The 19,060-nt window shown below is 45.8% G+C and carries 14 protein-coding genes and 1 rRNA gene; 3 read left to right on the top strand and 12 right to left on the bottom strand.

Annotated elements, in window-relative coordinates; translation table 11 throughout:
* Positions 1 to 94: 94 nt before the first annotated feature.
* From L5M11_RS16860 to L5M11_RS16840, 5 genes are read right to left on the bottom strand one after another with little or no spacing between them, the layout of a single operon-like run.
* Positions 95 to 2,185 carry a type IV pilus secretin PilQ gene (locus L5M11_RS16860; protein WP_263192807.1) on the bottom strand — a complete coding sequence of 697 codons (2,091 nt, stop codon included), beginning with the start codon at positions 2,183 to 2,185 and terminating at the stop codon, positions 95 to 97.
* Positions 2,186 to 2,206: 21 nt separating this feature from the next.
* The gene (locus L5M11_RS16855) at positions 2,207 to 2,722 is read right to left on the bottom strand and encodes a pilus assembly protein PilP (RefSeq protein ID WP_105250537.1); all 516 of its coding nucleotides are present in this window, start codon (positions 2,720 to 2,722) and stop codon (positions 2,207 to 2,209) included.
* Positions 2,722 to 3,345: a type 4a pilus biogenesis protein PilO gene (locus L5M11_RS16850; protein ID WP_263147665.1), complete on the bottom strand. Its 624-nt coding sequence runs from the start codon at positions 3,343 to 3,345 to the stop codon at positions 2,722 to 2,724. Before L5M11_RS16850 ends, L5M11_RS16855 begins: the two co-directional genes overlap by 1 nt.
* Positions 3,342 to 3,926 (bottom strand): PilN domain-containing protein, encoded by a 585-nt coding sequence (locus L5M11_RS16845; protein ID WP_105250539.1) that lies wholly within the window; start codon positions 3,924 to 3,926, stop codon positions 3,342 to 3,344. Before L5M11_RS16845 ends, L5M11_RS16850 begins: the two co-directional genes overlap by 4 nt.
* Complete coding sequence (locus L5M11_RS16840; RefSeq protein ID WP_263140930.1) at positions 3,914 to 4,993, bottom strand: pilus assembly protein PilM; 1,080 nt, start codon at positions 4,991 to 4,993, stop codon at positions 3,914 to 3,916. The genes L5M11_RS16845 and L5M11_RS16840 overlap by 13 nt, the downstream gene beginning before the upstream one ends.
* Positions 4,994 to 5,181: 188 nt before the next feature.
* Here L5M11_RS16840 and L5M11_RS16835 point away from each other — a divergent pair, with 188 nt between their 5' ends.
* Positions 5,182 to 7,716 carry a penicillin-binding protein 1A gene (locus L5M11_RS16835; RefSeq protein ID WP_263192806.1) on the top strand — a complete coding sequence of 845 codons (2,535 nt, stop codon included), beginning with the start codon at positions 5,182 to 5,184 and terminating at the stop codon, positions 7,714 to 7,716.
* Positions 7,717 to 7,816: 100 nt separating this feature from the next.
* Here L5M11_RS16835 and argH read toward each other — a convergent pair whose 3' ends face one another.
* The 5 genes from argH to argC form a co-directional block, all read right to left on the bottom strand.
* Positions 7,817 to 9,184, bottom strand: coding sequence for an argininosuccinate lyase (argH, locus tag L5M11_RS16830; RefSeq protein WP_219234816.1), 1,368 nt, complete (start codon positions 9,182 to 9,184; stop codon positions 7,817 to 7,819).
* Positions 9,185 to 9,292: 108 nt separating this feature from the next.
* Positions 9,293 to 10,531: an argininosuccinate synthase gene (locus L5M11_RS16825; protein ID WP_263192804.1), complete on the bottom strand. Its 1,239-nt coding sequence runs from the start codon at positions 10,529 to 10,531 to the stop codon at positions 9,293 to 9,295.
* Between the two features lie 59 nt (positions 10,532 to 10,590).
* A complete protein-coding gene (locus L5M11_RS16820) occupies positions 10,591 to 11,496 on the bottom strand; it encodes an ornithine carbamoyltransferase (protein WP_105250543.1) in 906 nt (301 codons plus the stop codon).
* A 12-nt stretch (positions 11,497 to 11,508) separates the two neighbouring features.
* Positions 11,509 to 12,291: an acetylglutamate kinase gene (argB, locus tag L5M11_RS16815; RefSeq protein ID WP_007644494.1), complete on the bottom strand. Its 783-nt coding sequence runs from the start codon at positions 12,289 to 12,291 to the stop codon at positions 11,509 to 11,511.
* A 31-nt stretch (positions 12,292 to 12,322) separates the two neighbouring features.
* A complete protein-coding gene (argC, locus tag L5M11_RS16810; protein WP_014611729.1) occupies positions 12,323 to 13,303 on the bottom strand; it encodes an N-acetyl-gamma-glutamyl-phosphate reductase in 981 nt (326 codons plus the stop codon).
* Positions 13,304 to 13,926: 623 nt separating this feature from the next.
* Between argC and ppc the strand changes: the two genes are divergently transcribed.
* Together ppc and L5M11_RS16800 are read left to right on the top strand one after the other, a co-directional pair.
* On the top strand, positions 13,927 to 16,596 hold the full coding sequence (ppc, locus tag L5M11_RS16805) for a phosphoenolpyruvate carboxylase (RefSeq protein WP_263192803.1): 2,670 nt from the start codon (positions 13,927 to 13,929) through the stop codon (positions 16,594 to 16,596).
* Complete coding sequence (locus L5M11_RS16800; protein WP_263140922.1) at positions 16,596 to 17,141, top strand: DUF1439 domain-containing protein; 546 nt, start codon at positions 16,596 to 16,598, stop codon at positions 17,139 to 17,141. Before ppc ends, L5M11_RS16800 begins: the two co-directional genes overlap by 1 nt.
* 91 nt (positions 17,142 to 17,232) lie before the next feature.
* Here the strand turns inward: L5M11_RS16800 and L5M11_RS16795 are convergent, their stop codons facing one another.
* Entirely contained in the window at positions 17,233 to 18,507 is a 1,275-nt protein-coding gene (locus tag L5M11_RS16795; RefSeq protein ID WP_173496122.1) for a CinA family nicotinamide mononucleotide deamidase-related protein, read from the bottom strand.
* 312 nt (positions 18,508 to 18,819) lie between these two features.
* Positions 18,820 to 18,935 (bottom strand): 5S ribosomal RNA (gene rrf / locus L5M11_RS16790).
* Between the last annotated feature and the right edge of the window lie 125 nt (positions 18,936 to 19,060).

Below are 19,060 nucleotides of genomic sequence, written 5' to 3'. Positions count from 1 at the left end.
AGCTCTCGCTGTCCTCCCTAGTCAGCATCGCTATGAAGACTCAGGCGAAGGTGGAAACAGAAAATTGGCAGTAGAGTAGGCTGAAGAGGATCAATCAGATAATCCGCTGAGAAAGATTTTCTTCTTTACATCTTTGGCATTTTATCAACCAGAAATTCCGGATACCCAAAATAAGTAGCTCTTGGCGCTCATTTTTGTCTGTTGTGTTCCTAAACAGGAAACCGACTAAGGGAATGTCACCGAGAATAGGGACTTTACTCACACGGCTGATCAAGTTTTGCTGATAAATACCACCAAGGACTATGGTTTCACCGTTATCAACTAGCACTTGAGTGCCAATACGCTGGGTATCGATGGCGACAGCGGGGCCCGTTGGTGTGTCAACCGTCTTGCCCTGAGAGTCTTGGGTGATTTCCAAATCTAAAATAACGCGGTTATCAGGTGTAATTTGTGGTGTAACTCGCAAGGACAACACGGCTTTCTTAAAAGTGACCGAGGTTGCACCGCTTGAAGTCGACTGCACATAAGGGATCTCCACACCCTGCTCAATATAAGCCGCCTTTTGGTTAGAGGTGGTAATACGAGGGCTGGCGATAATTTCACCTTTATTTTCTTGCTCTAACGCACTCAATTCCAAATCAAGAATAGTACCATCTGCCAACTTAGCAACGTGGAATGCGATACTTGTTGGATTGGTCACTGCCGCAGGTAAATTAACGTTCAAACGTTGGTCAGGAGTTGGAATGATGCCGTTGGCAATACTCTGAGCACCTTCTAATGTACCTGAGGTTCCCTTACTGCCCTGCTGATCCGTTACGCCCCAACGTATGCCTAAGTCTTCAGAGACATCATCTTTGACCGTTACCATACGTGACTCGATCAGTACTTGACGAATAGGGATATCGAGTACTTCGACTAAACGATGGATGTTCTCAATCGTTTCTGCCGTATCTTTCACAAGTACAGTGTTGGTACGTTCATCGACCGCGACTGAACCGCGTGGCGAGAGTAAACTAGAATCTGCGCTTTTCAGCAGCTCAGCAATGTCGATCGCTTTGGCATAGTTAATTTGCAAGTACTCAGAATACAAAGGTGCTAACTCTTTAACTTCTTGCCTATTTTTGAGATTTTGGCTTTCACGAATAGCCAACTCTTCGCTCGGTGCCACCATTAAGATGTTGCCTTCGATACGTTTATCTAGGCCTTTGGTTTGTAGAATCAAATCTAATGCTTGGTCCCAGGGCACATCATCCAATCTCAAGGTGATGTTGCCTTCAACAGTATCACTCGTGACTAAGTTAAAATTGTTATAGTCAGCAATGATCTGCAAAACAGTACGTACAGGGATATTTTGAAAGTTAAGCGATAAAGTACGGCCATTGTATTTTTTAACATCTTTCTTGGCGGCAACTCTCTCAACTTTATTCATCGAGAGTCTAAAGAGATTATCCTCTTGCTTGTAACTGAACTCATATTCCCCTGCAATATCAACTAAAATGCGCGTTGTCAGATCTTCTTTAAATGTCTCGAAGCTTTTTACTGGTGTTGAAAAATCTTTCACATCCATAACATAAAGCAGATCACTATTAATATCAGTGTTATATAACTTAACTTCGAGTTTAGCGCCCACTTGCTCAACGTTAACGGCAACCGAGCGGTTATTCAAATAAACCAATAACTCACCGCCACCATTTTCATTACGACGAAAATCGATATTTTTAATGCTATTAACGAAGGGATTTTCTGCCTGAGTCTGAGCGCCCGCAACCTCATCATTAATAGTGAGTCGATATGAGTTGCCCATGACTGAACCTTGGTAAGGTTTCACTTTGGACATACCTAAGGTGACTTTAAGACGAGTATCTTGTTGCTCAGTCATCATGTCAGTTACACCGACTTGATTAATGGGTAAGCGATCCTTAGATAAACCAGAAATACTATTATCAAAGGTTAATACGAGCTCTGCAGGCGAGGCATTAGAGTCAATAACTGGCGGTGTTACCGCTTCTTCAAATACCAACTCTAGCTCTAACTGATGGTCAACCAAGGCATGGTACTTAACATCCATTAATCGGTTTGCAGCATAACTCGATGGCAAAATTCCAAATACCAATGCGATCCCAATAACAGACTTGATTAAGCCTGAAGAAATTAACGGGACTTTTATCGCGGCAGAAGATTTCATTATTCCCTCATCCTTCGCTCGTTATTCTCCAGAAAGTTCTAAATTGCTCGTCCTTTCGGACCAACAACCTGAACCATCTGGAATTAATTCTACTACTTCGACATTTTGTGAAGTAACTTTAGAAATGCGTCCATTAAACAGACCTAAATACTCACCAACGCCCATCCGATAAACACTGCCGTCATTTGTTTCAACTAACGCCCAAGTTGTATCGGCTTCACTTAAGGTGCCACGCATTTTTAAATTATCTAAAGGATAAGTTTCTAATCGTCCTTTTCGACGCTTTAAGTCCGGTTGTAAACAATCTTTGCTGGTATCAACAACTTCTTCCGTTAACTCACGCGAAGGTGGTACAAAAGGGCTACGCATTAACTCGGCTTGATAGGCAAAGTGCTCAAATCTTGGCGGCTCTTTCAAGGGCGGGATATGAGCAACGTGTTGCGCTTTGGTTGTAGTAACAAATAGCTCTAAATCACTACGATCGCCAACACAACCCATTAAAAAAAGACTCAAGGCTAACAAAGGTAAGAATTTCATTATTTCTTCCCCTTATTAGCAGGTTTTTCAGGCGGTAATTCAGCCCCTTCTTTAAAGCGGTATGTCTTGGCTAAGATATCCATTGCTAAGTTGCCGGTTTCATCTCGCTTAATGGTGAAATCATGGAGGCTAACGATACGCGGCAGCTTAGCGACACCACTCACCATACTACCTAGCTGATGGTAATCTCCCGTAACAGACATTTTAATTGGAAACTCAATATAGAAATCCCGCTGAATTTCGGCCTCCCAATTCAAACTATTAATTTTGAGTCCTGCATCCGTAGCGACAAAAGTTAAATCGTCTAGCAAACCTGGCATTTCATTTTCAGATGGCAGCATCTTCAGTAACTCTGCAAACTGCACTTCCATCGTCGCTAGCTGCTCTCGGTAGAGTTTTAAATTTGCCGCAAGTTGATACTTATTCTTGAAATCATCTCTGAGCTGCACTTCTTTATCTTGCTCTGCGGTATAAATATCTACCGAATCGGAGACGACCAAGAAATATCCCGCAGCAAAAACACAGAGTGCTAAAAGGATCGCGAAAAAGGTTTTAACTTGATTTGGCCAACCACCAATATTTTCAAAGTCGATATCATTAAACTGACTTAGATCGAGTTTCATTTACTCGCTCCTTTTGTCATTTTCTCAGGCTCGTCTACACTCGCGCCTTTAATAGTGACTCTCAAACTAAAACGCTGTAATTGCCGTAACTCTTCATTTTGGGTCACGATCGACTGCATATTAGGATCGGTTAACCATTCGGAAGTTTTCACTTTTCGCATCATGTTGGCGACGTTATTGTTCGATTCACTACGCCCTTCAATCAGCAACAAACTGCCCTTTTTCTCTAGGCTAGACAGATATATTCCTGGAGGTACAATTCGAACAAGCTCATCTAACACGTGAGTAGGCAAATTACGGGATTGCTGTAGATTAAGAATAATTTCTGTACGCCGCTCAATGTCTTTCTTACGTTCAGTAATTTTCTTGATCTCAGAAATTTGCGTTTCAAGCAGACTGATTTCCGATTGCAAATAAGCGTTACGTGCTTTTTGCTCATCTGTCATAACATCTAATAAAGATACTGCGACATAGACTAAAATCGCCGACGCTAAAAATACTGCCGCTAAAATACCAATATAGTCGCGCTTTTGTTTTTCTCTCGCCTCTTCTCGCCAAGGGAGTAGGTTTATGTTCGCCATTGACCGTAACTCCTCAATGCTAAGCCACAAGCAACCATATATTTGCTGATTGTAGGTTGCAGCGCACTTTTAACCGACTCATCGGCATGCAAACACCCTTGAAAAGGATCGGCGATAATAGTGTGAACACCCAATTCATTCGTCAGTAAATTAGCCATACCTTCTAATTTAGATGTCCCACCGCATAATACGAGATAATCGACTTTATCTTTACCGCTGGAAGTGCAATAAATCTGCAGCGTACGTTTTATTTGTTGTAATAGCTGAGTTTGAAAAGGTGACAAAACTTCAAACATATAATTTCGTGGTAAGTCGCCTTCAATCTTTGCTTTCTCAGCTTGATCATAAGACATGCCATAGAAGGATAATATTGACTGAGTAAATTGCTCACCACCGAAAGCTTGCTCACGAATAAAAGTCGTCTCACCCGATTCAACCACAGAGAAAGTCGTCATATTCGCGCCGATATCAACCATAGCGACGGCTTTATGTTTCGCTCCTTCTGGAAGCTGGGCCATAATTAGCTCGGCAGCTCGACCTAGAGCGTAACCTTCAACATCCACCACTTTAGCCTCAAGTTCAACGCTATCCAGCGCATCGACTCTGACATCAATATTGTCAGTGCGGCATGCGCTCAACAGCACATCAACTTTAGTAGGGTCGGTACTGTTTACGTTTAGCGTTTCAAAATCTATGCTAACTTCATCGAGTGAATACGGAATAAGGTTATCGGCTTCAATTTCTATCTGTGCCTCCATTTCTTCCTCACTAAGGGAGGCATCCATGTAGATCACTTTCGTCATCACAGCAGAACCCGAAACAGAAACAGCGGCATATTTAACGGATTTAGGCAGGCTACGTTTTATTTGCTTAAGGCATTCAACAACGGCATCAGCATCACGAATATCATGATCGTTAACGGCCCCCTTCTTAATGGGTACCGCGGCATGACTCAATATTTTGTATCCGTCAGCAGTCTTACTCAACAAAATGGCCTTAACTTCATGGGAACCGATATCGATTCCCACCATCTGCGGAGCCTGACGCTTCCATAAATTTGAAAGCATATCCATTGTCACTTTTTTATTTATATTTCAGTAAAAGAGATTAGCACAAAATCAACTTGTTATACTTACTTGTATCGAATGTTTCATCATTTTACAAATGCTATTTTGTGAGTCTCACGTTTTTACTTCACCAAGACGTGTGCGCCTTATATACTGTCGCACTTAACAGAACATTAGGATAAATTTTGGTGAAGTGGTTAAAACGTATTGTTATAGCACTATTCAGTCTAGCCCTTTTGGGCGTAGGCGCCATTGTGGCAGCATACTTTTATGTTTTGCCGGATTTACCGGATGTTTCAACACTAAAAAATGTGCAACTTCAAACACCTTTACGTATTTACAGTAGTGACGGCAAACTTATTTCTCAATTCGGTGAGAAACGTCGCATTCCACTAACGTTAGACGAAGTGCCAAAACCTCTGCTACAGGCGTTTATCGCAACCGAAGATGCCCGCTTTTATGAACATGGTGGTATAGACCCTGTTGGCGTGCTTCGCGCCGCATTAGTGATGTTGACCACTGGTGAGAAAAAGCAAGGTGCGAGTACGATTACCATGCAGGTCGCGCGTAACTTCTTCTTAACCCGCGATAAGACTATTATTCGTAAAGTGAAGGAGATTTTTATCTCCTATCATATTGAAGAGTTGCTCACCAAAGATGAAATTTTAGAGCTCTACGTAAACCGCATTTACTTAGGCCAACGGGCCTATGGGGTTGGGGCTGCTGCGCAAGTGTATTTCGGTAAAAACGTGCAAGAACTCAGCTTATCTGAACTGGCCGTTATTGCAGGCCTACCCAAGGCGCCCTCTACACTCAATCCAATCACGTCACCTTCGCGTGCATTGGCTCGCCGTAATGTCGTCCTCATGCGGATGAATGAAGTCGGCTACATCAGCCAAACCGAATACCAAGCAGCACTACAAGAACCATTGGTGGCCAGATATCATGGCGCTGAAATTGATCTCTATGCCCCTTATATTTCTGAAATGGCTCGGGATTACATGGTACAGAAGTACGGTGAAGAAGAAGCCTATACCAATGGCTACAACGTCTATACGACTATCTCATCGGATCTACAACTTAAAGCTCAACAGGCACTGCGTAATAACGTCTATGCCTATGATGAACGCCATGGCTACCGCGGTCCTGCTGCCGTGTTGTGGACGGACGAAAAACCTGAACCTGCTCAAATCAAAACTGAACTAGCCAAGATTGCTTCAGTACAAGAATTGCAACCCGCCGCAGTCATCAGCATTGCAGATCAGCAAGCAAGTATAATGACCGCCAAAGGCGAAACTAAAGCCATTACTTGGGATGGATTGAAGTGGGCACGTAAGTTTATTACTGATAAGCGTCAAGGTAGTGTACCGAAATCAGCTTCTGACATACTCAAGGTCGGCGAGCGTATTTGGATCCGTGATAACGGCCAATATTTGCAACTATCGCAAGTACCAGAAGTCGCCAGCGCAACAGTATCACTCGACCCCAAAAATGGTGCTATTCGCACTTTAGTTGGTGGTTATAGCTTTAGCCAAAGCCAATACAACCGAGTGACTCAAGCGAAGCGTCAATTAGGTTCGAATATAAAACCTTTCATCTATGCCGCAGCATTAGAGAAAGGCTTTACCTTAGCGACCCTCATAGACAATGCGCCAATTAATAAACCCGATATCAGCCAAGGCACAGCATGGCGCCCTAAAAACTCACCCGATATCTATGGCGGCCCCACTCGTTTACGTGTGGGTTTAGCGCAATCTATTAACGTTATGTCTGTGCGTGCAATGCGTCATGTCGGACTCGACGAAACCATTGCTCAACTCGTTGAATTTGGTTTTGATCCTAACGACTTACCTCGCAACGAATCGATTGCATTAGGTTCGTCTTCAGTCACGCCATTGCAAGTAGTTACTGCATTTAACGTATTTGCTAACGGCGGTTTCTTACTCGAACCTTTCTATATTGATCGCGTAGAAGATGCTTACAGCAATGTTATCGAAAAAGCGAACCCTACATTGGCCTGTAAGCCTAGCCAAAGTCTTAGCCAACCAGTTACACCGAGCGATCCTATGGCGTTCAGCATAAGTGGAGACTCTAGTGCAGAACCTAGTGCACCTGTTGCGCAGTGTTTCGAACAAACTGGTCGCTACGCTCCGCAAATTATTTCAGAGCAAACGGCATTCCTCATTACCGAAGCACTGAAGAGCGTGATCTGGGGCGGCGGCGATTGGAGTAAAGGCACGGGTTGGCAGGGTACGGCTTGGCGCGCGGCAAAATTGATTAAGCGCCATGATATTGCAGGTAAAACGGGTACAACCAACGAATCGCGCGACACTTGGTTCAGTGGTTTTAGCCCTGTCATCACTAGCACCTTCTGGGTCGGTTTCGACGATCACGGTCGCCAACTGGGCAGAACCGCATGGAATGCAAACGGCGAAAAAGATCAGATAACTGGCGCCGAAGCGGGTGCGAAAACAGCAGGTCCGGGCTGGAACGAGTTTATGAACAGTGTCTTACAAGGCACACCTGAAACAACCTCGATTCCACCAGAAGGCATAGTTTCGGTACGCATCGATTTAGCGACGGGTAAACTGACCCGTAAAACCGACTATACCAGTGCGTTCGAGTACTTTATTTCAGGTACAGAGCCGAAGGAATACATCAGCGAAACTCAGGATGAAAACAATTTATTCATCGATGCACCAACTGATGATTTATTCCAATAAACAAATGCTAAAAAGTCATTACCACTAATTGTGGCCCAATAAAAAACGCGACCTAATGTCGCGTTTTTTATTGGCTTGAATTGTGGATTTGAATAACTCGCTAACGTACTTTCTTGGCCGCAATCGCCTTCTGAATTTGAGGCAATGCAGTACCACCAAGCACGTCACGTTTCGCTAAACAAGCTTCAATAGTCAGGTTTGGATAGACATCATCTTCAATGATAGCGGCAAAAGTTTTTAATTCGGCCAAGGAGAAATCCTCGAGCGGAATTTGCTTCGCTATCGCAGCAACCACGACTTCACCCACAACATGGTGCGCCTCACGGAAAGGCATACCTTTAGACACGAGATAATCCGCAAGCTCAGTAGAATTTGCATAACCTTGCTGTGCGGCTAACAGTGCATTAGGACGATTGACCTTCAAACCTGACAACACTAACGCCACCATATCGAGGCAAATTGCCCAGCTATCAACTACGTCAAACAGGCCTTCTTTATCTTCCTGCATATCTTTGTTGTACGCCAAAGGCAGTGCTTTCATCGTCGTGAGAATGCCCACTAAGCTGCCATACACCCGGCCGGTTTTGCCACGGATAAGCTCTAATGCGTCTGGATTTTTCTTCTGTGGCATCAGGGATGAACCCGAGGTCACTTCATCACTCAGGGAGATAAAGTTCGCTTCACCTGAGTTAAAGAAAATCAAATCTTCAGCCATACGGCTTAAGTGCATCATGCTGATCGATGCGGTTGAACAAAGCTCTACCACGTGATCTCTGTCTGATACACTATCTAAGCTATTCAGCGTTGGCGAGGCAAAATTCAGCGCCGCGGCCAGAGCATGTCGATCCATCTTATAAGCTGTGCCTGCTAATGCTCCAGAACCTAAAGGACAGGTATTAGCGCGGGTTAACGCATCGCTTAAACGGCTGATATCCCGCTCAGTCATTTCCACATACGCTAAACACCAGTGGCCAAATGTCACAGGTTGCGCGCGCTGCAAGTGAGTATAACCCGGCATTACCGCATCAAATTCACGCTCAGCCAACGCCAGTAATTCAGCATGTAAACCTTGAAGGCGCGCGAGTAATGCTTTGCCTTCGGATTGACACCAAAGCTTTAAATCGGTGGCAACTTGATCGTTACGGCTACGACCGGTGTGCAATTTCTTACCGAGATCGCCCACTTTGGCAATCAAGGCCGACTCGACGAAACTGTGAATATCTTCAGCGCCCGAGGCGAGAATAATCGCCGGATCGCCCTGTACTTCCACCAGTAAGTCATTAAGCGCTTTTTTCAAGTCGCGGCATTCAGTTACCGAGATAATTCCCACGCTGGCAATCGCATCCGCCCAAGCAATGGAGCCAACCACATCCTGTTCGAACAAGCGATAATCCACAGGCAACGAATCGTTGAATAATTTGAATAGCGCGCTCGTTTCGCCCTGAAATCTTCCACCCCATAAAGCCATGCTAACTCCCCTTACTCACTGCTTATTTGAAATCGACTCATCTGAATCAAAAACTAAATCAAAACCTAAAAACAAAAAAGGGCGCTAGGCGCCCTTTTACACTACCTATTACTTAGAGTTTACATCGTTAGCGTTGAGTGCGCGGATGCGGCTCGCCAATGAGTACAGGCGGATAAAGCCTTCGGCATGTTTTTGATCGTACACTTGATCTTCACCGAAGGTGGCAAACGCTTCAGAGTACAAGCTGTTAGGTGAACGCTTCTTCACCGCCGTCGCTTGGCCTTTGTAAAGTTTAACAACCACTTCACCGTTCACTGACTCAGCCAATGACTCAGATGCTGCCAGCAGTGACTTACACAGTGGCGTGAACCAACGGCCGTCATACACTAAATGCGCCATTTGTGCGGCAACTTGCTCACGCCAGTTACGGCTAGTCTTGTCGAGTACAAGCTCTTCAATCGCACGTAGTGCTGCGAACATCACAGTGCCGCCGGGTGTTTCGTAACAGCCACGGGACTTCATGCCGACTAAACGGTTTTCGGTAATGTCGATACGACCCACACCGTGTGGTGCAGCAATAGCGTTTAATGTCATCAGCGCAGCATAAGGCGTTAGGGCTTCACCATTCACTTTAGTGATACGGCCATGTTCTACTTCTAGCGACACATATTCAGGCTTGTTCGGTGCATCTTCAGGATCGGCAGTCAGTGTCCATACGCCTTTGCTTGGCTCGTTCCATGGATCTTCTAACTCACCACCTTCATGGGATATATGGAAAGCGTTGGCATCACGGCTATAGATTTTAGTCGCTGATGCTGACGTCTTGATGTCACGTTCAGCTAAATAGGCCAGTAGATCTTCACGGCTCTGCATAGTCCATTCACGCCATGGGGCAATCACTTTTAAATCAGGTGCTAATGCGGCGAAGCAACCTTCGAAACGCACTTGGTCGTTACCTTTGCCAGTACAACCGTGACACAGAGCATCGGCGCCCACTTTACGAGCCACTTCAACCTGCGCTTTGGCAATAATAGGACGCGCCATTGACGTACCGAGTAAATAAGTGCCTTCGTAAATCGCACCGCTCGCAATCGTTGGGTAGATATAGTCTTTAACGAATTCTTCTTTTAGATCGACGATATGACATTCAGAAGCACCTGAAGCTAAAGCTTTTTCAGTCAAGCCAACCAGCTCTTCTTCGCCTTGGCCAACGTCGGCGCAGAATGCGATGATTTCACAGTTATCGTAGTTTTCTTTTAACCAAGGAATAATGGCCGAGGTATCTAGACCACCTGAATAGGCTAAAACCACTTTTTTCACGCCAGTATTTTTTATCTCGATAGACATCTTAAATTCCTATGACTCGTTTCTCTCAGGGAGAAAACAGGCTGCTAAACAGGGTTAATTTAACTAAATAAGGTTACCAGTACCGCATTTTGGGCATGCATCCGATTTTCGGCTTGTTGCAGAATTAAGGATCCTGCACCGTCCATCACTTCATCTGTTACTTCTACACCACGGTGGGCGGGCAAACAATGCATAAAGAAGTTAGCGCCCGCTTTCGCCATCAAAGCTTTGTTTACTTGGTATGGTGCAAACTTCGCTTTGATATCCGACAAAGGCGTTGGATCGCCCATTGAAATCCAAGTATCAGTATAAATAGCGTCGTGACCTTCAATCGCATCGATATCTGAGGTCAGCACTATCTTGCCGCCATATCGTTTGGCGAGCTCTTGCACTTCTGCCACTACGTAGCCATCAGGAAAGTGACCCGCTGGGCAGATCACTGTCATGGTGGCACCGAGAATAGCCGCACAGTACATCAGCGAGTTAGTGACATTATTACCATCACCAACATAAGCTAATTTAGCTTTACTGACATCCTCAAACTGCTCTGCCAGAGTTAAAAAGTCAGCTAAGGCTTGGCAAGGATGATAAAGATCCGACAGCGCATTGATCACGGGCACTGAGCCGAACTCGGCTAATTGTTCGATAGTGGTGTGTGAATAGGTTCTCGCCACAATTGCGTCGGCCCAACAGGACAGGTTAGAAGCAAAGTCAGCAACCGATTCCCGTTTCCCCAGTTCACCATTTTGCTGATCTAGGTATAAACAGTGGCCCCCGAGCTTATTAATACCGATATCAAAGCTAACGCGTGTTCTGAGTGAGGGCTTTTCAAATAACATCACCACACTCTTGCCATCCAGCGCATGACGATACTCAGCCGGATTGGCTTTAATCGTTTTGGCCAAGGCAATGAGATCCTGTAACTGCTGCTGGGTTAAGTCTTTTATCGATAGTAAATGCTTCATAACCTACTCCACTTATGGTTGGATTTGTGTTCCTACGGCTTCACCTTTTGCTAATGCGATTAATTGGCTTGCATCACGCCACGAGGCAACTTGTACCGCCTGCCCCATCCACTGCGCGACTTCGAGCGCAGCTTCAACTTTGACCTTCATTCCTTTTTCGATCACACCTTGCTTAACAAGGTCTGCTATCTGCTTGCCATTTAAACTGTGGATGAGCTGGCCTTTACCATCAAGCACCCCAGAAACATCCGACAGTAGCACTAACTTGCCTCCTACTAACTTGGCTAATGCCGTCGCCGCTTGGTCAGCATTGACGTTAAGCATTTGACCATCGTCCATCATGGCGATAGAGCTACAAATCGGCATCCAACCTTGCTCAAGGATAAACTTAAGATAAGTGCCATCCTTTGGCGTGACTTCGCCAACAAGGCCTAAACGCTCATCTTTAATCTTAGCCGAGACAGTATTGCCATCGGCAAGGCTCATGCCCACACTCACAATGCCAGCCTTAGTCGCTGCGCCTTGAAGGATTTTGTTCGAAGTGCCCGCAAGTGCGCCGGCAATAATCGGCATTTGCTCGGGCGGAGTCACACGTAAACCTTCTAATTTGACGGTTTCCATGCCGTTGGCCGCTAACTGTTCATCCACCAAACAACCACCGCCATGCACCATCAACACTTGCTGACCATTAGCTAACATAGCCGCAGCCGTATCCATCAATCGCGCCATCCCCATTTCACATTGCAGCAGCGCGCCGCCCACTTTAAGCACTAATACTGAGTTGTTTGTAGACATCTTGACGACTCTCTTAAATAAGGATGAACAATTAAAGGTTAAAATGAATCTTTATGCATTGCAGCGCTTGGCTGGCAGCACCTTTCATCAAATTATCGATGGCACTGGCTACCACTAAGTAACCGCTATTCTCATCAAACTTCCAACCTAAGTGGCAGTTAGGTGTCAGCACCACATCGTCCACTTTCGGGAACTGATTGTGCTTCACGGTGACCAATGGCGCCTTGTCATACACGCTATAGGCCGCGGCCACATCGGCAGTCGTTGTGCCCGGTTTTAGCTGTACGGTAATGGTCGCTAAAATGCCACGCTTAAAGTTACCAAGGTGCGGTGTAAATATCACTTCTTGGCCAAGCTGAGTGGCGATCTCGGGTTGATGTCTGTGGCCTAATACGCCGTAAGGTGTCAGGCTCACTTCACAAAAACTGGTGTGTAACTGCGCTTTACGGCCCGCACCTGTTACGCCACTCACCGCATTGATCACCGGATAAGCCGATGTCAGTAAACTCGCCAATGGTTTTAACGCTGTCAACGATGCAGTCGGGTAACAACCTGGTACGGCAATCATCTTAGTCGCAGCGATTTCTTTGGCATTCCATTCGGCAAGGCCGTATACGGCTTTGGCTAAAACTTCAGGATATTCATGCTCAAAGCCATACCACTTAGGGTATTGCGCCACATCGCTGAAACGATAAGCACCGCTTAAATCGAATACCGCCAAACCTTGTGCATAAAACCAAGCCGCTAAATGCAAGCTTACTGAATGCTCAGTCGCTAAGACCACGGCATCTGCTTCAGCAACGATTTTTGCCTTAGCTTCATCGGACAATGGCGACAGCGTTAATGCGATATGGCTATAAATAGGATACAAATCCGCTAAAGGTTTACCTTTATCTAAACTGTTTTCAGAAACATACAACCCCTGAATCGTCAGCTCTGCTTCTGCATGGATTAAAGCGGTCAGTTGCGCGCCTGTGTAACCACTGGCACCAATAATGGCGATATTTTTCATGTGTTTTGTCTTATTAACCGAATCAAAGAAACTTAAAGAGTAGATGAATAGCTTACACGCAACCGCGTATATCTATGATGACAAGACTATCGTCGCAGGAAATCGTAATAGGTTGTTATTTTATTCACTGTCAGGCTAATACTGTACATCATGATATTCACTCTACAGGTCACAGGGGGTGACTCATCTCAACTGATGGCTAGACTACCACAAAGATCTACTTATGCAATATATGTGAATATATATTTTTAATTTATTTTCATATTTTAAGCTCAAACTGGGATATCGAAGACACGCCTCCCATTCAGCTAACTCGTTAATAACACAGTTATCCAGGGTCAACATGAGTCAAAATCAGTCCTTTTCATTAACAGCTAAGATACATGTCTGCAAAGCATAAAATAATGCACTTCATATTCACTTGCACTAATCATCAAAAAATATTGCGTGACTTCGCATTTCTATTGAATATTCTTCATCAAATACCGTGATTGGTTGCATATCGGATAAGCCAGTCGTATAAGTTATAAGTTCTGCTGTTGACCATAGCCCCAAGTGATAGGTATTGTGCTAACGGGCTAAATGCACAGCGGAATTTTCATGTTTTTCTATTCGGAGTAACTATGTCAGTAACCATGGCAGACAATATGACAGATATGTATGCGTCATTAAGATCGAACGTGAGTATGTTAGGCCAAATCCTTGGCGATACTATGCGTACCCATCTTGGGGACTCTTTTCTTGAGAAGGTTGAACAGATCCGTAAGCTTGCCAAAGACTCACGCCGAGGCGATCAAGCCGCCAGAGAGCAAATGCTCGAGTTACTGACAGCTTTGCCAGACGAAGAATTAGTCCCTTTTGCAAAAGCTTTTAACCAATTTCTTAACTTAGCTAACTTATCCGAGCAATTTCATACTATCAGTCGTAATTGCGACGAACTTGTCTGCGTGCCAGACCCAGTGGAACAACTCCTAGGCCGCATGCTCAATGGTCGTGTCGACCAAGCTAAAATGCTCGACTGTCTAAAAACACTGGATATCGATCTGGTGCTAACAGCGCACCCCACTGAAATTTCCCGTCGCACCCTGATCCAAAAATACGCCGCCATTGTCGACTGCTTAACAGAGCAAGAAAACGACCAACTATCGGATAGAGAACGTCAACAGATCAATCTGCGTCTACGCCAATTAATCGCCCAGATTTGGCACACGAATGAGATCCGCCGCGAACGCCCCACCCCAGTGGATGAAGCCCGCTGGGGATTATCCACCATCGAAGAATCCCTCTGGCATGCGGTGCCTGACTTCCTAAGACAGCTTAATGACCAAGTTCAGCAACGCACGGGCCAACAATTGCCGATTGATATCGCGCCAGTGCGTTTTTCTAGCTGGATGGGCGGCGATCGTGACGGCAACCCCTTTGTGACCGCTAAAGTCACCCAAGAAGTGCTCGATCGCAACCGCCATGCGGCGGCAAGATTGTTTTTAAAGGATATAGTACTGCTGGTCGGTGAACTGTCGATGGAAGAAGCCAATGATGAGTTAAAGGCTTATACCAATAACAGCTGCGAACCTTACCGCCACGTGCTGCGATCTATTCGTCAAAGACTGCGTGACACCATAGATTATTTAAATGCGCGCATCGAAGGCCACAATCCTGAAGTCGATAAGTCGAGCCTGATTTGGCAAGAAAGCGATCTCAAAGCGCCGCTAGAAATGCTCTATAAGAGTTTAACCGACTGCGGTATGCGCTTAATCGCCAACGGTTTATTGCTCGACATTCTCCGCCGTCTCGCCTGCTTTGGCATTCATATGCTCAGGCTCGACATTCGCCAAGATGCCAGCCGTCACAGCGATGTGCTCGCCGAGTTAACTCGCTATCTCGGCATGGGTGATTTCAACCATTGGGACGAGACTGAGAAGCAAGCCTTCTTATTACGTGAACTCAGCAACCGTCGTCCACTGATCCCAAGTAACTGGCAACCCTCGGCCGATGTGGCCGAAGTGCTTAATACCTGTCGTTTGATTGCTAAACATCCGGCAAAAGCACTCGGATCCTATGTGATTTCGATGGCGGGTAAACCATCGGATGTCTTAACGGTTTTACTGTTACTCAAAGAAACAGGCTGTTCGCATCCAATGCGCGTGGTGCCACTGTTTGAAACCTTAAGCGACTTAAACAACGCCGCTGCATGTATTACCGATTTGCTCGATATTGACTGGTATCGTGGCTATACCAAGGGCATGCAAGAGGTCATGATTGGCTACTCTGACTCAGCTAAAGATGCCGGTGTTATGGCGGCGGCTTGGGCTCAGTATCACGCCCAAGAGCAGTTAGTTACAGTTTGTAAGCAAGCGGGCGTCAAGCTCACACTATTCCATGGCCGTGGTGGCAGCATTGGTCGCGGGGGTGGTCCTGCACACAAAGCAATCCTATCGCAACCACCAGGTTCGGTAGATGGCCGCATTCGCGTGACTGAGCAGGGCGAGATGATCCGCTTCAAGTTTGGCTTACCAAAACTCGCGGTTCAAAGCTTGGCCCTGTATACCTCGGCCGTATTGGAAGCAACCCTGTTACCACCGCCAGAGCCGAAGCAAGAATGGCGCAATTGCATGCAACGTATCGCAGAAGAATCAGTGGGTGCTTACCGTGGCATAGTGCGTGATGAACCTGATTTTGTGGCTTATTTCCGCGCGGCAACGCCAGAAGTGGAATTAGGAAAACTGCCACTCGGCAGCCGCCCAGCCAAACGTCGTGTCGATGGTGGGATCGAAAGTCTGCGAGCTATTCCGTGGATTTTTGCTTGGTCGCAAAACCGCTTGATGTTACCTGCATGGCTCGGCGCAGGTGAAGCACTACAAGCCGCCAGTGAACGCGGTGAGATGGGCTTACTGCAAGATATGGAGCGGGAATGGCCCTTCTTCAGCACTCGCATTTCAATGCTGGAAATGGTCTACGCCAAGGCGGAACCTAATTTGGCCCGCTACTACGAAACCTGTTTAGTACCTAAGGAATTGCATCACTTAGGCGAAACCTTGCGCCAACGCTTAGATCTGGGCATTAAAGTCGTGCTTGAGCTGACAAAATCGGATAGTTTAATGGCGCATACACCGTGGAATCGCGAATCAGTTAAACTGCGAAATCCGTATATCGATCCATTAAACTTCTTACAAACCGAGCTATTAGCGCGGACACGTAAGGAAACAACCGAAACTCCTGCGTCTGAACATGTACAGTTAGCGCTAATGCTAACCATTGCAGGTGTGGCAGCGGGTATGAGAAACACTGGTTAATGAAAAAACTTTCCCGCACGATTTGCTTGGGACTGACTGTACTGCTTGGCGGCTGCGTCTCGCAGTACAGTATCAGCGAGCATGAAATGGAGCAGTACCTCAGTAAAGAGATCCACTTTGAGGTTAAACAAGGCAATCAATTAGTTGGCGCTGAAGTGCGCATTAACGACATCAGTGTCAAGCTAGGTGTAAAACCTGACACTATGAGCGTAAGTGCCGCAACTCAAGTATCAATTAAGAATCCGATCTTTCCATTGAGCGCCAAACTCACTACGACTTTCGAAGCCAAGCCTTGGTATGACAGCGCAACGCACAGTGTCTATCTGCGCCAACTCGAATTAGTCAAAGTGGAATCAACGCCCAAGGATATTGAAAAAGCGATTAGCAGTGCCACGCCGCAGGTGATGGGTTATCTAAGACAATTCTTAGAAAACCAGCCTGTGTATGTGCTGGATACCAAGGACAGTAACCAAGCACTGATGGCAAAAATGACCGAAAGCATTCAAGTTGCCCCAGGCAAATTAGTGCTTAAGTTCACTAAATAATCTGCCATTTTTGTATCTCTGTAGAAGTTAAAATGCTCCCTCGGGAGCATTTTTGTTGGCGGGCATAAATGGATATATACCCGTATAAGAGTTACTTACTGAATCGCCCAATCGACTGATAATCGACGATCACAGCTTCAGCTAAAAGCTCACGTCTTAGCATATCGTAAGCCACAGCAGCACTTAAACTGCGTACCAGATCCCGTGAACGTCTCGGTAGTTTAATCATCTGACTGTAAACACCGCCGCGAGTTGCTAAAGCGATCGCCACAGTGCCCACAGGTTTCTCATCTGTGCCACCATCGGGCCCCGCGATTCCACTGGTTGCCAGCGCATAATCACTGTCTAAAATTTGCCTTGCCCCCTTAGCCATTTCTTCCACAGTCGCAATAGAGACTGCACCATGATCATCTAAGGTTGAAGGATTAACACCTAACACGCGCACTTTAGATTCATTACTGTAAGTCACTAATCCGTGCTGTAAGTAAGATGAACTGCCGGGGAAATCAACTAACTGGCTAGTGATCATGCCGCCAGTGCAAGACTCGGCAACGCTTAAGGTCAAGCCTGAGTTAAGTAGCTTATAATGAATTTCTTCGGCAAGAGTGGCTTTATCGTCCGCGACAACCGCAGTACCCAGCACCATTTTGATGTGCCCAGCGACGCGAGGTAATACTGCAATCGCCTTCTCGCCACGGGCGAAAATCTTAATCTCAATATGCGGCATAGAAGAGCGGTAACCAATAGTAATGCCTTCTGGCAGCTCTAGCGGTTCTAACTTATCTGCCAAAGCGGACTCACCTTGGCCTATGGTCAATAGTTTCTTTAAGGCGACCTTAGCATCAAGGTTAAACTCTTCGCGAATAAAGGGCACAAACTGCTCTGTAACCATGTGCTTCAGCTCAAAAGGCACACCAGGCGTAAAGAATAACCAAGCGCGGTTAAGCTTAACTCTAAAACCACAAGCGGTTCCCACTGGGTTATCAACCATCACAGCTGAGGCTGGCAGCATAGCTTGCTTGAGATTACTTAAAGGCATTTCACGGTTATTACGGGTAAACCACTCCTCTAAACGCTCACGCCACTGCGCATTCTCAACCAATGGTTCGCCCTTCGCCTTCGCCATCGCTAAAGCAGACATATCATCACTCGTCGGCCCGAGACCACCATTAACGAGAATCACATCTGCATGTAAGCTACGTTCTTGGAAAACCGCAATCAGATCCTCGAGGCGATCGCCGACGGTTACTCGACGCTGAATCTCGACACCATGCTCCATCATAGTACTGGCAAACCAAGCGGCGTTGGTATCAACAATCTGTCCCGCCAACACTTCTTCCCCAGTGCAAATCATCTCTAACTTCATCTCAGATCCTTATCTACCCCAATAAATTAAAACATAAGGTAAGTAACCGCTTAACTAATAGCAATAGCTAGGCTCGATCGAGAACTAAGATCGCTGTAGCAAAATCGGAGCATTGACAAAATAACCGTACAAATAACCGACAACCATTACTTATTATTGATGTCATGAAGAATGAAAGAGAGTGTTAAGGAGAGAAAAATAGGAGGAAAACTGACTAATTAAATAGAAAATAGGCTGGATTTTACAAATTGCAGACGCAAAAAAGCCAGCTTATTCAGCTGGCTTGGTTACATCTCAATGAGATAATTAGGCGCTTGGCGATGACCTACTCTCACATGGGGAGACCCCACACTACCATCGGCGCGTTTGCGTTTCACTTCTGAGTTCGGGATGGGATCAGGTGGTTCCACAAGGCTATTGTCACCAAGCAAATTCTGTTTATTACCGTGTCCATCTCTGGACCACGTTAATAATAATTCGGAAAGCTGATTTTCTGTTGAGTCTTTAACTTTATCAAGTATCTGTATTCTGTCTAAGGCTTTTCGTACGACCT

It is taken from the genome of Shewanella sp. SM87, from assembly GCF_025653705.1.
In the GTDB taxonomy this organism is placed as follows: Bacteria; Pseudomonadota; Gammaproteobacteria; order Enterobacterales; family Shewanellaceae; genus Shewanella; species Shewanella oncorhynchi.
The sequence above is the reverse complement of the archived record's forward strand: the minus strand, read 5'-3'. Positions and strand labels throughout refer to the sequence as shown.